17 protein-coding genes are annotated in these 13,190 nt (G+C 61.2%); 4 read left to right on the top strand and 13 right to left on the bottom strand.

Annotated elements, in window-relative coordinates; translation table 11 throughout:
- The first annotated feature begins 283 nt into the window (after positions 1–283).
- Positions 284–451 (top strand): hypothetical protein, encoded by a 168-nt coding sequence (locus tag NKH49_RS18575; protein ID WP_352474376.1) that lies wholly within the window; start codon positions 284–286, stop codon positions 449–451.
- A 97-nt stretch (positions 452–548) separates the two neighbouring features.
- Here the strand turns inward: NKH49_RS18575 and NKH49_RS18570 are convergent, their stop codons facing one another.
- The 5 genes from NKH49_RS18570 to NKH49_RS18545 form a co-directional block, all read right to left on the bottom strand.
- The gene (locus tag NKH49_RS18570) at positions 549–761 is read right to left on the bottom strand and encodes a hypothetical protein (RefSeq protein ID WP_352873714.1); all 213 of its coding nucleotides are present in this window, start codon (positions 759–761) and stop codon (positions 549–551) included.
- Positions 754–1,041, bottom strand: coding sequence for a PilZ domain-containing protein (locus NKH49_RS18565; RefSeq protein WP_352474370.1), 288 nt, complete (start codon positions 1,039–1,041; stop codon positions 754–756). Before NKH49_RS18565 ends, NKH49_RS18570 begins: the two co-directional genes overlap by 8 nt.
- A gap of 629 nt (positions 1,042–1,670) precedes the next feature.
- Complete coding sequence (locus NKH49_RS34935) at positions 1,671–2,075, bottom strand: TadE/TadG family type IV pilus assembly protein (protein WP_502898563.1); 405 nt, start codon at positions 2,073–2,075, stop codon at positions 1,671–1,673.
- Positions 2,065–2,484, bottom strand: a complete 420-nt coding sequence (locus NKH49_RS18550; protein ID WP_352474371.1) for a TadE/TadG family type IV pilus assembly protein — start codon at positions 2,482–2,484, stop codon at positions 2,065–2,067. Before NKH49_RS18550 ends, NKH49_RS34935 begins: the two co-directional genes overlap by 11 nt.
- Before the next feature lie 26 nt (positions 2,485–2,510).
- Positions 2,511–3,725: a pilus assembly protein TadG-related protein gene (locus NKH49_RS18545; protein ID WP_352474372.1), complete on the bottom strand. Its 1,215-nt coding sequence runs from the start codon at positions 3,723–3,725 to the stop codon at positions 2,511–2,513.
- A 626-nt stretch (positions 3,726–4,351) separates the two neighbouring features.
- On the opposite strand from NKH49_RS18545, the gene NKH49_RS18540 reads away from it, so the two are divergent.
- From NKH49_RS18540 to NKH49_RS18530, 3 genes are read left to right on the top strand one after another with little or no spacing between them, the layout of a single operon-like run.
- Complete coding sequence (locus NKH49_RS18540) at positions 4,352–4,597, top strand: type II toxin-antitoxin system VapB family antitoxin (protein ID WP_352927212.1); 246 nt, start codon at positions 4,352–4,354, stop codon at positions 4,595–4,597.
- Complete coding sequence (locus NKH49_RS18535) at positions 4,597–5,025, top strand: type II toxin-antitoxin system VapC family toxin (protein ID WP_352927209.1); 429 nt, start codon at positions 4,597–4,599, stop codon at positions 5,023–5,025. The genes NKH49_RS18540 and NKH49_RS18535 overlap by 1 nt, the downstream gene beginning before the upstream one ends.
- Positions 4,997–5,638, top strand: coding sequence for a sensor histidine kinase (locus tag NKH49_RS18530; protein ID WP_352927206.1), 642 nt, complete (start codon positions 4,997–4,999; stop codon positions 5,636–5,638). Before NKH49_RS18535 ends, NKH49_RS18530 begins: the two co-directional genes overlap by 29 nt.
- Positions 5,639–5,702: 64 nt before the next feature.
- Here the strand turns inward: NKH49_RS18530 and NKH49_RS18525 are convergent, their stop codons facing one another.
- The 8 genes from NKH49_RS18525 to NKH49_RS18490 form a co-directional block, all read right to left on the bottom strand.
- Entirely contained in the window at positions 5,703–6,038 is a 336-nt protein-coding gene (locus NKH49_RS18525) for a hypothetical protein (RefSeq protein WP_352474892.1), read from the bottom strand.
- A gap of 132 nt (positions 6,039–6,170) precedes the next feature.
- Entirely contained in the window at positions 6,171–7,286 is a 1,116-nt protein-coding gene (locus tag NKH49_RS18520; protein ID WP_352927204.1) for an ABC transporter substrate-binding protein, read from the bottom strand.
- Positions 7,287–7,360: 74 nt separating this feature from the next.
- Positions 7,361–8,296 carry an SMP-30/gluconolactonase/LRE family protein gene (locus NKH49_RS18515; RefSeq protein ID WP_352927201.1) on the bottom strand — a complete coding sequence of 312 codons (936 nt, stop codon included), beginning with the start codon at positions 8,294–8,296 and terminating at the stop codon, positions 7,361–7,363.
- Positions 8,297–8,325: 29 nt separating this feature from the next.
- Positions 8,326–9,381, bottom strand: coding sequence for an ABC transporter permease (locus NKH49_RS18510; RefSeq protein ID WP_352927198.1), 1,056 nt, complete (start codon positions 9,379–9,381; stop codon positions 8,326–8,328).
- A gap of 19 nt (positions 9,382–9,400) precedes the next feature.
- Positions 9,401–10,942 carry a sugar ABC transporter ATP-binding protein gene (locus tag NKH49_RS18505; protein WP_502907908.1) on the bottom strand — a complete coding sequence of 514 codons (1,542 nt, stop codon included), beginning with the start codon at positions 10,940–10,942 and terminating at the stop codon, positions 9,401–9,403.
- A gap of 37 nt (positions 10,943–10,979) precedes the next feature.
- Entirely contained in the window at positions 10,980–11,864 is an 885-nt protein-coding gene (locus tag NKH49_RS18500; RefSeq protein ID WP_352927192.1) for an NAD(P)-dependent oxidoreductase, read from the bottom strand.
- Positions 11,861–12,439: a gluconokinase gene (locus NKH49_RS18495; RefSeq protein ID WP_352927189.1), complete on the bottom strand. Its 579-nt coding sequence runs from the start codon at positions 12,437–12,439 to the stop codon at positions 11,861–11,863. The genes NKH49_RS18500 and NKH49_RS18495 overlap by 4 nt, the downstream gene beginning before the upstream one ends.
- Positions 12,408–13,145, bottom strand: a complete 738-nt coding sequence (locus NKH49_RS18490) for an SDR family oxidoreductase (protein WP_352927264.1) — start codon at positions 13,143–13,145, stop codon at positions 12,408–12,410. Before NKH49_RS18490 ends, NKH49_RS18495 begins: the two co-directional genes overlap by 32 nt.
- Positions 13,146–13,190 lie beyond the last annotated feature (45 nt).

Raw genomic sequence — 13,190 nt, 5'->3', positions numbered from 1 at the left:
GTTTACCCGATCCTTGCTCGAACCGGGCGTGGTTGAGGGAACTCTTATCTACGAATGTCGCTTGCGCTGGCATTGCCTATCAATGCAACAACGTCGAAGGTCTTGTTGGTGTTTACGAGCCCGGCCCGGGACCGCGCCCGCGGCCTGCCAACTGATCGGCCGTTGGCGGACGCGACGACCTGCGCGAGCGCCCTTGTACTCGTCGGCGGATGGACGACCGCTCTTTTCATCACCGATGCCGTCACGTTCGAGGATGTCAGGGCAACTGACGACGTCGACCTAATTGTCGATCTACTTCGATGCAAGGCTTTCCGGCACGCCCGGCGCGAAATGGATTGCCGAGTACGGGGCAGGCGCCAGCATTGTGCTGGTCAATCGCGTGATGGCCGACATGGCCGCGGCGGCCGTGGCGGGGCCCGGCCTCGCGGTGCTGGCCCGCATCATAGCATAGCGACCCGGGGTTGCGGCGGTTGACCGGGAAATTCTGGGGCGGCAGAGCCTCTCGGTCGTCTACCGCCGCGAGCCCGCGCTGGCGAGTTCGGTTCCAATCATTGTCCGTTCCCGATGAACGTGATGCGGCGACATTTTGGCGCGATGCCGCGCTGAGCGGTCAGAACCTGAAGGTCGACGAGACAATCGACGGCTTGTGTGAGTTGAGCCTTTGCCCATGGCAGTACGGCGGCTTCCTTTGCTGTGTTGAAGGTCAGTGCCAACTGTTGCTGCCGGTGGTGCTCGGCTGGTGCAACGAGAACTTCAGCCATAGTGAAGGCGCGGTTTGGGCACTGTTTCGGTGAACTGCACACCGACACGGTCGTTCCTGCGCCAGCGCAACACAGACCGATAGGCAACGCCATCGGTCGGCACGTAGAGAAGGAAATGCTCCGGCACCAGGGCTTCGACCGGCACCTTGAGTTCGGCTCCGCCGACGTTCTGGTTTCGAATGGTGCAGGTGATTTCGGAGTTGTTGATGCCGTTAATAATCGCGGCACCCTTCAGGACGCGCTGTCTCCGTTCGCGGCGGTTGTCGCCTTCTTCAACCATTGTGACCTCCGTTAGGCACCCCACTTGTATATCACAACCGCCCACGCGCGAGCCGGATTAAATCGCGGAGCGTTGTTACCCGCGTCGAGCTGCGATCGCTGTCCAGTCGGGTCAAAAAGGGTTTCCATATGCCTCGGCCCCTTGCCTCGGCCTGGATACAGCGCCCTGTCAGGATTCTTGAGCTGCCCTTCCGGGTAGCCGATGGGTCCGCCCGGAAGGGGGTGCCAACGTCCGCCTTCAGACGTTGCGCCAAGTTCTTCGTCGCCAGGCCGGTGCCGACCGCCGTCAAGCGATAGCGCCCGCTGTGCATGGACTTTCCGCTGGCGAGATCGTGAGCGAGCGCGGAGCCGGCGGCCGGGATTATCTCCATCAGGGAGTCTCTGCCGTCGGTCCGCGCTGTGCAGCGCGCGGGCGATGGCGTTAGGCAGGGAATAGCGGCCGAGGTGAGGGACGGCAAGCCGCGCATTGCCGGGGCAAAGGCCGTGATCATACATGCCGTCCCCGATCTAGGATGAAGGCCCGCGCCGAAGCCTACGTTCTGGCTGGTGGCGGTGAAGCAGACCTGAACGCAAGCAAAGAAGAACAAGCCGATCACTGCGCATGTTGCGTAAGGAGACTATTGGGTGCGCTCATGACGCAACCAACGGAACTGTGACAGTTGTCGCATAATTTATCGAGTATCGGTCGAAGTACGGAAACTCGATCGCGAACGCATATTTGGCGGTCAGATGGGCCATTCGAAAGCCGCCGCTGGGGGCGTCGATTGCTATTGTTACGTCGACGTCGGTTAATCCCAAACTCAGCAATTTTGCCGTGGCGATCGCTTTTATCTCGGCTTCGGTCAGCGAATTCTTCATTTGCAGCGCTCGTGAGGACGTTTCCAGAGTATAGCGAACACTTGACATGGCATTCAGAGCCCAGCCGAATGCGAAGATGCCGATCAAAAGCATTATCAGAATAGGCGCGATCAGCGCGAACTCCAGTGCGGCTCCGCCTGATGCCCCACGTATGAAGGCTCTCCCTTTAGCGAACACGTATCACCTGTTTGTGGCTGAGCTCGCGCGAGAGGGAAAACTCGCCGAAACTGAAGGGCGGCGACCAGGTGGCCGTCGCCTGTATTTCAACGAAAACCGCGGAAGCTTTCAAACTGTCGCACAGCACAGATGGATCGACCACGGTGATCCCGCACATATGTTTCCGGCTCAGCGTCACCTGCGCGTCATCGGGATGATTTTCCCAGCTCGAAAGGGCGACGGTCTGGGTAGCCGCGTCGTCGGCTGCCCCTTGCATCACGAGATTGGCCGCCGTTTTCACGCCCGCGCGCATCGACAACGCGCTTGATACAAAAGACCAGCCGTCAATGATGGCAAGAAGTACCAGGCAAAGGATCGGCACAACCAGCGCAAACTCCACCGAGGCAATACCCGAATCGCTCCCGAACATTCGGGCTGGTAACCGTGCCACGAAGATTACTCGACAAGCTTTATCGATTGCGTGGCCGGAATGTCTCGCATTCCAAGGCTCGTGCAATCCTGATTGACGTTCGCATTGCCGGACCACTGCACGGAACTGGCGACGACCTGAGTGCAACCACCTTTGCCCGAGAAATTGCCGAGGTAATTGACATCCTGTGTTGGAAAATACAAAGCGCCGGTCAAAAGCGAATCTGCCGTGCCATTAAACGTGTTCGATCCCGTCCGGTTAGCTTTGTCGCCGTAAAACAGCACTCCCGAATAGGTGCCTGACGTCGGTGCGCTGAGCTTGACGGTGGCCGTGCCGTTCATGCTGACGCCCGCGCTGCCGGCCAGATAGATGATGACTCCCTCGCCTGAAATATTTGCATTCGAGTTCGCTTTGAAATCTCCTCCCTGAATGACGTATACCCCGGCCGAGAGCGTCACATTGCCGCTCAAGCTGAGCCCCCTGCAGTATGTTCCAGGTTGCAACGTCGACTGGTTGCTGTTTTGACAGGGGTTCGTGGCCGGTGGCGCCGGCAAGTCGGCAAAAGGATCGGCAGCGGGCAACGCTTGGGTTATCGGACTGGCGCAGACGGTCGTCACGGGGTTGCTCAACGAAACACCGCCTGCCGATATTAGGCAATCGACCTGAAGGCTTGCCGATCCCTGAAGCTTGATGGCGTCCGCGGCTATCGAATTCGACATTATGACGCAGCCGGTCAGTTTGAGGTTGGAACTGCCGGAAAACAGCGCCGCTTTCGAAGCGGAAGGATCGAGCGCCGTAAGGCAGGCCTTTGAAGCAGCCGTGATAAGAGCCACCGCTCTTGCCCGTGCGCCGACCGGGTTTTGCGTGAATATCGATGTAAAAAACCGATCGAGGTTCTGATGGACGATGACCTCGACGGCCTTTTGGGCGACATTCGGGCCAGAGGACGGGGGCGTGAAGATTTCGATTGTGCCTGTTGACGGGTCCCAGCCGTTCGTCGTCGCTGACAGTGTCGCGGCGGAGACAATCGTTGGCTTGTCAGATCCCGAAACCTTTTCCAAAGCGCCAGCATAGGCCGCCGCATCCGCCACCGCCTGTAATTTCAGGCTGCTAAAATACCAGTAGGAGGTCTCGATACCGAGACCCGCTGCGCCGACGACAATCGGCAACGACAGGGCAAAAATAGTAGCAATGTTGCCGCTCTCGCCTGTTTGTCGCTGACGGCTAACAAACCGCCTCAAGATACGGCCACCCCATTCCATGGAAGTATTAAAGCCGGGATGAATGAAGGAACGGCTAAGGATTTCACTCCATTTTACCGGTACGCTCCTTGGGCGGCCGGCACGAGCTCCGGGGCAACTGCTCGACAACGCGGGCCTCTGCTATTGATGGTAATGCAGATTTGCATTTCTAATCGTGCGGATCAGTTGGAGCTGCGATCGAGCATCAGGCCGAGCCACTCGTCGCGACTTAGGTCGCCAGCACTGTCCTGCTCGGCAAGCTCCCGCAGGCGGCCGCCATGCCGGCGAACCCGAGGGCATGCATCTGATCAAGTGCTGGGTTTTCAGCATTCTTTCTTCCTTTCCTTCACTGGTCATAGTTACTGCCGCGGATGTTGGGATGCGCATGCGTCGGCGCACGTAGCGTCGATACGCTTTGGGCATGTGGGCGTTGACAGTGACATGGCCGGAGCGACGTGTTTCAGACGCCGAGCAATTCCAAGGACTGAGCACCAGAACCGAACCTCCCGACGGATTTTCGCGAGCTGGATTCCTCCCTCCCTCCTTATCAAAACCGCCGCTCGCGAATTCGCTGGCGAGTATATCTCCGATATGATATACATATATCACTCATGAGGATATACAAAATGCCGCTCTTCATTCGCGACCCCGATGTCGACGCCATGGCCGTCGAGCTGCAGCAGATTACCAAGGCGCGCAGCAAGACCGAGGCCGTCAGAACCGCCTTGCGCCACGAGATCGAGCGCAACCGCGGCAGCGTCCCGCTGCGCGAGAGACTTGCCAAAGTCAAGGAAATGGCGCGGCGGATCGGGCCAGCCAACCCTGATTTCGATATGAAGAAATTCACCGACCAAATGTGGGGCGACGACTGATGTTCGTCGATGCCTCGGTGATCGTTGCCATCCTGAACGAGGAACCTGGCGCGGAAGAACTGGAAAAGCGGCTCGCGGCCGCGACCAAGCCGCTGTATATCTCCCCGCTCGTCCGGTTCGAGGCAGTCCAGGGACTCGCGCGAGCGTCGGCCGAAGCCATCAAAAAGAACGCCAAGCCCACGGCCGACATGCTGGCGCAAGCCCGTGATACCGTCGACGCCTTTTTGATCGAGATCGCCGGCAAGGAAATCACGATATCCGGCGACATCGGCGACCGGGCGATCGAAGCCAGCATGAAATACGGCAAAGCAGTCGGGGACAAAGCCGATCTCAATTTCGGCGATTGTTTTGCCTACGCTTGCGCGAAGGCTCATCGGCTTGCCCTGCTTTACAAGGGCAATGACTTTTCACAAACTGATCTGGCGTAAGGCTTTCCTGGCCTTGCATCGCGGCGCGAGAGCCGATGGGCCCCTTTTGCATGCTTTGGGCGAATCGTCGTCTTTCATGGCTAAACGCAACAAGATCGTAGGTGCACTGGTCGTCAGGCGCCACAAGCCAGGTGCCTTCCATGAGCAAGTCGTCCACCTGCTGGAGACCTTCGCAGCCCAATCGGTGCTCGCGATCCAGAATGCCATGCTGTTCCGCGAGATCGAGGAGAAAGGCCGGGAGCTGGAGACCGCCAGCCGCCACAAGTCCCAGTTCCTCGCGAATATGAGCCACGAGCTCAGAACACCGCTCAATTCGGTCTTGGGCTTCACAGAACTGCTGGTCGACGGCATCTACGGCGAACTCCCGGACAAGGCGAAGACGACCGTCGCGCGCGTGCAGGCAAACGGCCGCCACCTCCTCGGGCTCATCAACGACGTACTCGACCTTTCCAAGATCGAAGCCGGCCAGCTCACGCTGGCGATCGAGGACTACTCCGTCGCGCAGATTGTTCGATTGACCGTTACGGCTGTCGAGCCGCTGGCACGAGCGAAAAGGCGGCGAGTTCTGGCAGCCCTGGGGACTGGTCCACCGCCGACGCGTGAACCCGTCTAAGATGCCGTTGGTGTCCAGTTTTGGACGTGCGTCGGCGATGTCGTGTGAAGCTTTTTTGATGATCCTATCGAGCGGTTGGAAACTCGTTGGCCTCGAAAACATGGTGATGCACACGGCCGGTGAACATCTTGAGCAGCTCTCCGGTCACATCGCGGCTCTGAAAGCGAACGTCGGAATGCAGCGCCTTGTTGCAGGCGTCCATGTCGGGATAACGGATGGCGAGCGCCATGGCATAGACGGGGGCGCCCTCATCCCGTGCCGTGCCATCCAGAACGCGCACCTCCTCGGCTCCAGGGAATTGCGTCCACAACGGCACTAGCCTTTCCCTGACAAAGCGCCGGAATTCGCTCTCGCGTCCGGGGTGGATTTCGCCTTCGAACAGGGCGTAGCGAATGATCATGGCGAGGGTTTCCTGATTTTCTGCGCTTGGGATGGCCGCCGGCCGGCAAGGGCAGGTCGCGGTGCAATCCGTGGATTTGTCGTGCGAATGAGATGCGGGCGCATCGCGTATTGCGCCCGCATCGCCGGGCTCCTACTTGCCCCAGATCTTCTTGTATGCGTCGCGGTAGCCATTGCCGGGGTCGAATGCGTTATTCGGCCCACCGTCGAACTCGACATTGTCGGCCGTCACCACATGCAGCGGCGACAGATAGCCCGACCATTTTTCGCCAGCGATGGCGCGGTTCAGCTCGTCGACCAATTGCCAGCCCTGCAAGTTGAGCGGTTCGGCGACGGTCACCTTCTGGAACTGACCGGCGCGAATGCGCTGATAGGCCGATTCCGAACCGTCGCCGGCGGCGACATTGATCGGCGCGTCGGTACCGGCTTTGCCGGCGGCGGCAAGTGAGGGTCCCATGAAGTCGAAATAGAGATCGTTGATCGCCAGCGAATGCGTCCAGGCATCGCCGTATTTCTGCAGCAGCGAAGTGGTCAGCTGCGGCATGCGCTGCGAAGTCTCGGCGATCGGCGTGTCGACATATTCGAGCACCTTGCCGCCCAGCCGCTCGATCTCCGCCTTCATCTTGTCGGCTTTGGCAATGGCGATGGCATAGGTCGAATCGGTGAAGATGACGACGCCGGGCTTGCCCTTGGCATCGGCGTAGGCCCAGTCGGCCGCGGCCGTGGAGACTTGCATGGCATCCGTCGACACGTTGGCGAACGCGCCGCTTTTCTCGTCGGGCCCGATCACCGGTCCGGCATGCCAGGAGACCAACGGGATACCTGCGGCCTTGGCCTGTTCCAGCGCCGGCGCCTGCTCGACCGCGTCAAAACCGTTGATGACGATGCCATTCGGCTTCAACGCCATGGCTTGGCCGAAGGCAGCGGTGCGGCCGCCGATCGAGCCGGCGCCGTCAATCACCTTGACGTCCCAGCCGATCGCCTTGGCTGCTTCCTCGACGCCGTTGGTGACGCCCAGGATGCCGCCGTTCTTGAGGTCGCCGGCGAGCACGACGATCGTCTTGCCTTGCTGCGCCTTCGGACCGGTGGTCGGGCCATCCCAGACCGTGACCTTCTGCGCATATTTCTGGACCACCGCCATGGCGTCGGCTGTGGCGTCCGCCCGTGCCTGGCCGGCGAACAGGACAGGAGCAGCGATTGTCATGGCCATCAAGGCGACGGATGATTTCAGGAATGTTCTGCGTTGCATGTTGGTACCTCCCTTGGTTTCAAGAAATTGCATGGTCTTTCAAAACTCGGCTTTCGATTGGAGTTGGCGACATGTCACCGGCTGATGTCGCCCGCCACCGGACCAACACCGGCCGGATGTGCGTTGACGTAGATGGCGTAGAGGGATGTCTGAGCGGTGATGTAGAGGCGGTTGCGCTTGGGACCGCCGAAACAGACATTGGAAACGAGCTCGGGAACCAGGATACGGCCGATCAGGGTTCCGTCCGGTGCATGGACGCGCACCGAGTCGGCGCTGGAGGCCCAGATGTTGCCGTCGCGATCGACGCGAAAACCATCGAAGAGGCCAGCCCCGCACTCGGCGAAGATGCCGCCTGCAAGCGCCGAGCGGCCATCGGCGGCAAGGTCATAGGCCTTGATCGCGCGCGGCAGGCCGGGCACATGGCTGGCGCCGCTGTCCGAGACATAGAGGATCGTCTCGTCGGGCGAAAAAGCCAGGCCGTTCGGCTGCACCATGTCGGTGACAACGGCGCTCACCTCACCCGAAAGCTCGTCGAACCGGTAGACATGGGAGCCGCCGATCTCCGCTCTGGCGATCTTGCCCTCGTAGTGGCTTTCGATGCCGTAGACCGGGTCGGTGAACCAGATCGTACCGTCGGATTTGACCACCACGTCATTGGGTGAATTGAACCGCTTGCCTGCAACGGTTTCGACAAGCGTCTTCCAACGCCCGTCATGCTCGAGCCGGGAGACACGGCGCCCGCCATGCTCGCAAGCAACGACGCGGCCTCCGCGGTCGAGTGTGTGGCCGTTCTGGTAGTTACAATGGGCCTCGAAGATGCTGACGGAACCATCGCTTTCGTCGTAGCGCAGCAGCCGATCGTTCGGGATGTCCGACCACAGCAAATGCCTTGCGGCGGGGACATACACCGGTCCTTCCGCCCAACGGCTACCGGTCCATAGCCGTTCGAGCTTGGCATGCCCGATCATCAGCTTGCCGAACCGATCGTCGAGAACCTCGTAGTCGTTCATTCCATGATCCACGGGTTTGGCTCGATTTGTCACTTCGAGGGCTGCGCGACGGTCTTGGTCCTGTTTCTTTGCGCTGCGCCGCGCTTGCGCTGGGCGTAGCCGGCAATGCCTATGGCGACGAGCAGCGTCACGCCGTTGAACAATGGCTCGACGAAGAACGAGCCGCCGAACTGCTGGATGCCGGAAATGCCGACCGCCAGGATGGTGACGCCCGTCATCGTGCCCCAGACGTTGACGCGTCCAGGCTTGATCGTGGTCGAGCCGAGAAAGGCGCCGACGAGAGCCGGCAGCAGATACTCCAGTCCGACGCTGGCTTGGCCAATGCGAAGCTTGGAGGCGAGCAACACGCCTGTCAGCGCCGTCAGGAAGCCCGAGGAGATGAACGCCCCGATGACGAAGCGGCGCACCGGAATGCCGTTGAGAGCAGCCGCCTTCGGGTTGGCGCCGATAGCATAAACGTAGCGGCCGATCGGCAGATATTCGAGGATGATCCACAGTGCGACGGCGATGCCAAGCACGTAGAGGCCGGTGATCGGCAGCCCGAACACCATCGTGCCGTTGAGCGCGTAGAAGCCGTTGGGCAACACGCCGACAACCTGCCGGCCGCCAGTGTGCCAAAGCGCCAAGGAATAGAGCACGGTGCCGGTGCCCAACGTGGCGATGAAAGAGTCGATGCGGGCGACTTCGACCAGCAGGCCGTTGAGGAAGCCGGTCGCGGCGCCGAGAAGCAGCACTATCGTCACTGCCAGCGGCCACGGAATGCCGAACATGGTCTGCAGACTGATGGCCAGGATGTGCCACAGCACAATGCCGTAGCCGACGGTGAGGTCGATGCGTCCCGACGCCATCGGGATCATCGCCGCCAGCGACAACAGCGCAATAATCGCCTTGTCGGAGATGATCGAGCGCAGGTTAAGCAGCGTCGGGAACGTGTTCGGCAGCAGGATCGAAAACAACAGGATCAGCAACACGGTCAGGATCACCAGTCCGTAGACCGGCAGCAGCCGGATGACCTTCTGCCCCATGGACAAACCCGCCATTTCGCCGCGGGTCGGTTCGAGTGCGCTGGATTCGATCGATTGCATGAGTTCGCTCCCAGAAAGATCAGGCGGCTTCGGAAGCCGATGCCGCGGTGATCACGGCGGATGTGGTGAGGTCTTTGCCGGTGAGTTCGCGAACGATCTGTCCTCGCGAAAACACCAAAGCGCGGTGGCAGATGTGGGCAATCTCCTCGAAATCGGTCGACACCACGACGACGGCGAGGCCGGCTTCAAGCGCGCGGCCGATCAGCCGGTAGACCTCAGCCTTGGCGCCGACATCGACGCCGGCCGTCGGATCCTCGGCGATCAGCAACGTACGCCCGGTGTGCAGCCAGCGCCCGACGACCACCTTTTGCTGGTTGCCACCCGACAGCGCTTCTATCGGCAGGTTCGGATCGTTGGGGCGCAGCCCGACGGAACTGCCGATCGCCTGCGCCAGCGCAGCCTCCTTGTGAGGCGCAAGGAAGGAAAACAGGCCGCGCTTGCCGGCGCCGGGATTGAGGAAACTGTTCTCACGCATCGACAAGGATCCAGCGATTGATTCTTCGGTCCTGTCACGCGCGATCAGGCCGATGCCGGACGACATCGCCGCGATCGGGCTGGACAGGTCCGGCACAGCCCCGCGGATCGTCACCGTGCCGGAAAAGGCCTGGCAGCCAAACAGCGCCCGGCCAACCAGTTCCTGCCCGGCGCCGCGCAGGCCGACCAGGCCGAGCAACTCACCCTTGCGCACGTCGAAAGACACCGGGCCGGCACCGGCGCAGACCAGGTCGCGCACGGCGCAGATCGTCTCGCCGGCCTGCGTTTGAGCCTTGCTGAAAACCTGGCTGACCGGACGGCCGACGATCATCTCGACCAGTTCGTCCGGTTTCGTATCGGCGACCTTCTTCTCGCCGACCAGCCTGCCGTCGCGCAGCACGGCGACGCGATCGGCGATGCGGAAAATTTCATCCAGGCGATGCGAGACATAGATCATGCCGACGCCGCGTTGCTTGAGCGGACGGATGGCGTCGAACAGCCGCTCGACCTCGTCGGCGGGAAGACTGGCCGTCGGCTCGTCGAGCACCAGCACATCGGCCTCGGTAGCCAAGGCGCGAGCGATGGCGACCAGCGATTTTTCGGTGCGCGTCAGATCTTGAACGCGTGTCGTCGGGTCGAAGTCACAGCCGACCAGCTTTAACGCCTCATGCGCCCTCGCCTCGGTCGATCGCCAGTCGATCAGCCCGGAGCGCAGCGAAAAGCCTTGGGCCAAGCCGACATTCTCGCCGACCGTCATCCATTCGATGAGACCGAGATCCTGGTGAATGAAGGCGACGGGCTGGCGCTGGTTCGGCCACGGCGGGCGATGATGGTAGGGCTCGCCGCGAAACAGGATTTGGCCGCCATCCGGCCGATAGATGCCGGCGAGCGTCTTTATCAGCGTCGACTTGCCGGCGCCATTCTCGCCGAGCAGCGCCAGGATCTCGCCCTTGTGCAGATCAAGCGTCACGTCGGAGAGCGCGCGGGTGCCGCCGAACTCCTTGGTAATTGACTTGAACTCGATCAGTTTTTGCTCGGTCACAATGCGTTCCTCCCGAGATCGCCCAAATGATGTTATCGATAACATTTCTAGGCGTCAAGCATCAAAGAATAAGGCCAACGGATCAGCTGGTCTTGCCGTCGAGCAGACGCATCATCTCGGCCGAATCGTTCGGCCCCAATCCAGCGGCGCACAGCAGGCGATGGATCTCGACCACCTGCCCGGTCATCGGCATCGGCGTCTTGGTTTTCAGCGCGAAGGCCTGCAGCGAATCCAGATCCTTCAGCATGTTGTCGATGCGGCCGGTGGCTGAAAAATCCCGGGCAGCGAATTTTGCCATGAATTCCTGCATGATGCTGGAATCGGCCCGCCCGCCCTTGAGTGCCGCGGGGATTGCCTTCGGGTCTACGCCGCCGGCTTCGGCAAGCTTCACGGCTTCGGCGACAGCCTGGAACAGTACGGCGCAGAACAGCTGGTTGATCAGCTTTGTCGTCTGCCCCGCCCCACTCGGCCCCATCAGTGTGTAGTTGGTGCAGAGATGCCGCATCACCGTGCGCGCCTGTTCGAAGTCTTCAGCCTCGCCACCCGCCATGACTGTCAGCCTGCCGGCCAGCGCGCCGGGAACGCCGCCCGAAAGCGGGCAGTCGAGCCATTTCATGCCGGTCTCGGCTGACAGCTTCCTGGCCATCTGCGCGGTGTCGACGGGATCGATCGACGACATGTCGATCAGCAGCTTTTCCGACGACGCCGCAGCCGCGACACCACCATCGCCAAACACCACCGAACGCACGATATCGGCATGGTTGAGACTGAGGACGACGAAGCTGCTCGCCCGCGTTGCTTCCGCCGCCGACGCGGCGGCAACCGCACCCCTTGCAGTCAGCGCGGCGACCTTGGCCTTGTCCAGATCGAACACCGTCACGGCTTGCCCGGTCTCGATCAGGCGGGTGGCGATCGCCGACCCCATGATGCCGGCGCCGACAACGGCGACTTTTGCTGGTTGCGTCATCTCAACGTGCCTTTTTCCTTGATGCTGACAGGGCTGACCCCAAGTGCACCCAGACCCTGCAACACTCTATCGGCAATCGTGTCGACAGGCGCCTCGATGTCCACTGTGACCACCAGCTTCTCGTCACCTGGATGCTCCAGTGTGGCGAACTGGCTGTCGAGCAGCGCCGGCGGAAAGAAGTGGCTGCGGCGCTCGGCGAGCCTGGCTTGCAACACCGCACGTGAACCGTCCAAAAATACGAAAAGCACGGGCCCAATGGCGCCATCGCGAAGACGATCGCGATAGGATTTCTTCAGCGCCGAGCAACTCGCGACGAGCCCGCGTCCTTGCTCATGTGCATGGCGCAAGGCTGCGCCCAACAGGTCCAGCCAAGGCCAACGATCCTCGTCGGTAAGCGGCATGCCCGCCGACATTTTCTCGACATTCCCGCGCGGGTGCAGCGCGTCGCCTTCGACAAAAGCGAGCCCTAGACGAGCCGCGATCGCGATGCCAATGCTGGTCTTGCCGCAGCCGCTGACACCCATCACGACGATGGACCAGGACTCAGAGGCAGGTTGTGATGCCGCCATCGACATAGAGCGTGTGTCCATTGACAAAGGATGAGGCCGGTCCAGCCAGAAACACCGCCGCGCCGACCAGTTCGCCGACATCGCCCCAACGACCCGCCGGCGTGCGGCTGGTCAGCCACGCCGAAAACTCGGGATTGTCGACCAGCGCCTGGTTGAGCGGCGTCTTGAAGTAACCCGGCGCAATGGAATTGATCTGCAAGCCATGCTTCGCCCAATCGGCACACATGCCGCGCGTCAGGTTGCGCACAGCGCCTTTCGTGGCCGTATAGGGCGCGATGTTCGTCCGTGCCAGTTCGCTCTGCACCGAGGCGATATTGATGATCTTGCCGCGCCGCCGCGGGATCATGTGCCGCGCCACCGCTTGTCCCACGAAGAACACGCTGGAGATGTTGGTGCGCAAGAGTTCCTCCCATTTGTCGGCGGGGAAATCCTCGAGCGGCATTCGGAACTGCATGCCGGCATTGTTGATAAGGATATCGATGGCGCCGATCGTCGCCTCGATCTCTGCGACGCCGTTCGCCACCGCAGCATTATCGGTGACGTCGAAGACGGCGCTATGGACCTTGTGTCCCTTCGCTGTCAGTGCATCCGCAGCTGTTTTGACCTTTTCGGCGCTGCGTCCGTTGAGCACGATTTCGGCGCCGTGCTGCGCCAACCCCTCGGCCAGCGCCAGGCCGATCCCCTGTCCCGAGCCGGTGACCAGCGCCCGCATGCCGGTCAAATCGAACAATGAACTGCCCAAATGCTCCTCCTGAGC

This window comes from Mesorhizobium sp. M1088 (genome assembly GCF_040318575.1).
GTDB lineage: Bacteria > Pseudomonadota > Alphaproteobacteria > Rhizobiales > Rhizobiaceae > Mesorhizobium.
This window is presented reverse-complemented; position numbering and strand designations above follow the sequence as displayed.

Coding starts and splice junctions, on each gene's coding strand:
- NKH49_RS18570 (WP_352873714.1), bottom strand. CDS start 761: ATGGCTGAAGTTCTCGTTGCACCAGCCGAGCACCACCGGCAGCAACAG.
- NKH49_RS18565 (WP_352474370.1), bottom strand. CDS start 1,041: ATGGTTGAAGAAGGCGACAACCGCCGCGAACGGAGACAGCGCGTCCTG.
- NKH49_RS18550 (WP_352474371.1), bottom strand. CDS start 2,484: ATGTTCGGGAGCGATTCGGGTATTGCCTCGGTGGAGTTTGCGCTGGTT.
- NKH49_RS18540 (WP_352927212.1), top strand. CDS start 4,352: ATGCCGCTCTTCATTCGCGACCCCGATGTCGACGCCATGGCCGTCGAG.
- NKH49_RS18535 (WP_352927209.1), top strand. CDS start 4,597: ATGTTCGTCGATGCCTCGGTGATCGTTGCCATCCTGAACGAGGAACCT.
- NKH49_RS18530 (WP_352927206.1), top strand. CDS start 4,997: ATGACTTTTCACAAACTGATCTGGCGTAAGGCTTTCCTGGCCTTGCAT.
- NKH49_RS18525 (WP_352474892.1), bottom strand. CDS start 6,038: ATGATCATTCGCTACGCCCTGTTCGAAGGCGAAATCCACCCCGGACGC.
- NKH49_RS18520 (WP_352927204.1), bottom strand. CDS start 7,286: ATGCAACGCAGAACATTCCTGAAATCATCCGTCGCCTTGATGGCCATG.
- NKH49_RS18515 (WP_352927201.1), bottom strand. CDS start 8,296: ATGAACGACTACGAGGTTCTCGACGATCGGTTCGGCAAGCTGATGATC.
- NKH49_RS18510 (WP_352927198.1), bottom strand. CDS start 9,381: ATGCAATCGATCGAATCCAGCGCACTCGAACCGACCCGCGGCGAAATG.
- NKH49_RS18505 (WP_502907908.1), bottom strand. CDS start 10,942: ATGTTATCGATAACATCATTTGGGCGATCTCGGGAGGAACGCATTGTG.
- NKH49_RS18500 (WP_352927192.1), bottom strand. CDS start 11,864: ATGACGCAACCAGCAAAAGTCGCCGTTGTCGGCGCCGGCATCATGGGG.
- NKH49_RS18495 (WP_352927189.1), bottom strand. CDS start 12,439: ATGTCGATGGCGGCATCACAACCTGCCTCTGAGTCCTGGTCCATCGTC.
- NKH49_RS18490 (WP_352927264.1), bottom strand. CDS start 13,145: ATGCGGGCGCTGGTCACCGGCTCGGGACAGGGGATCGGCCTGGCGCTG.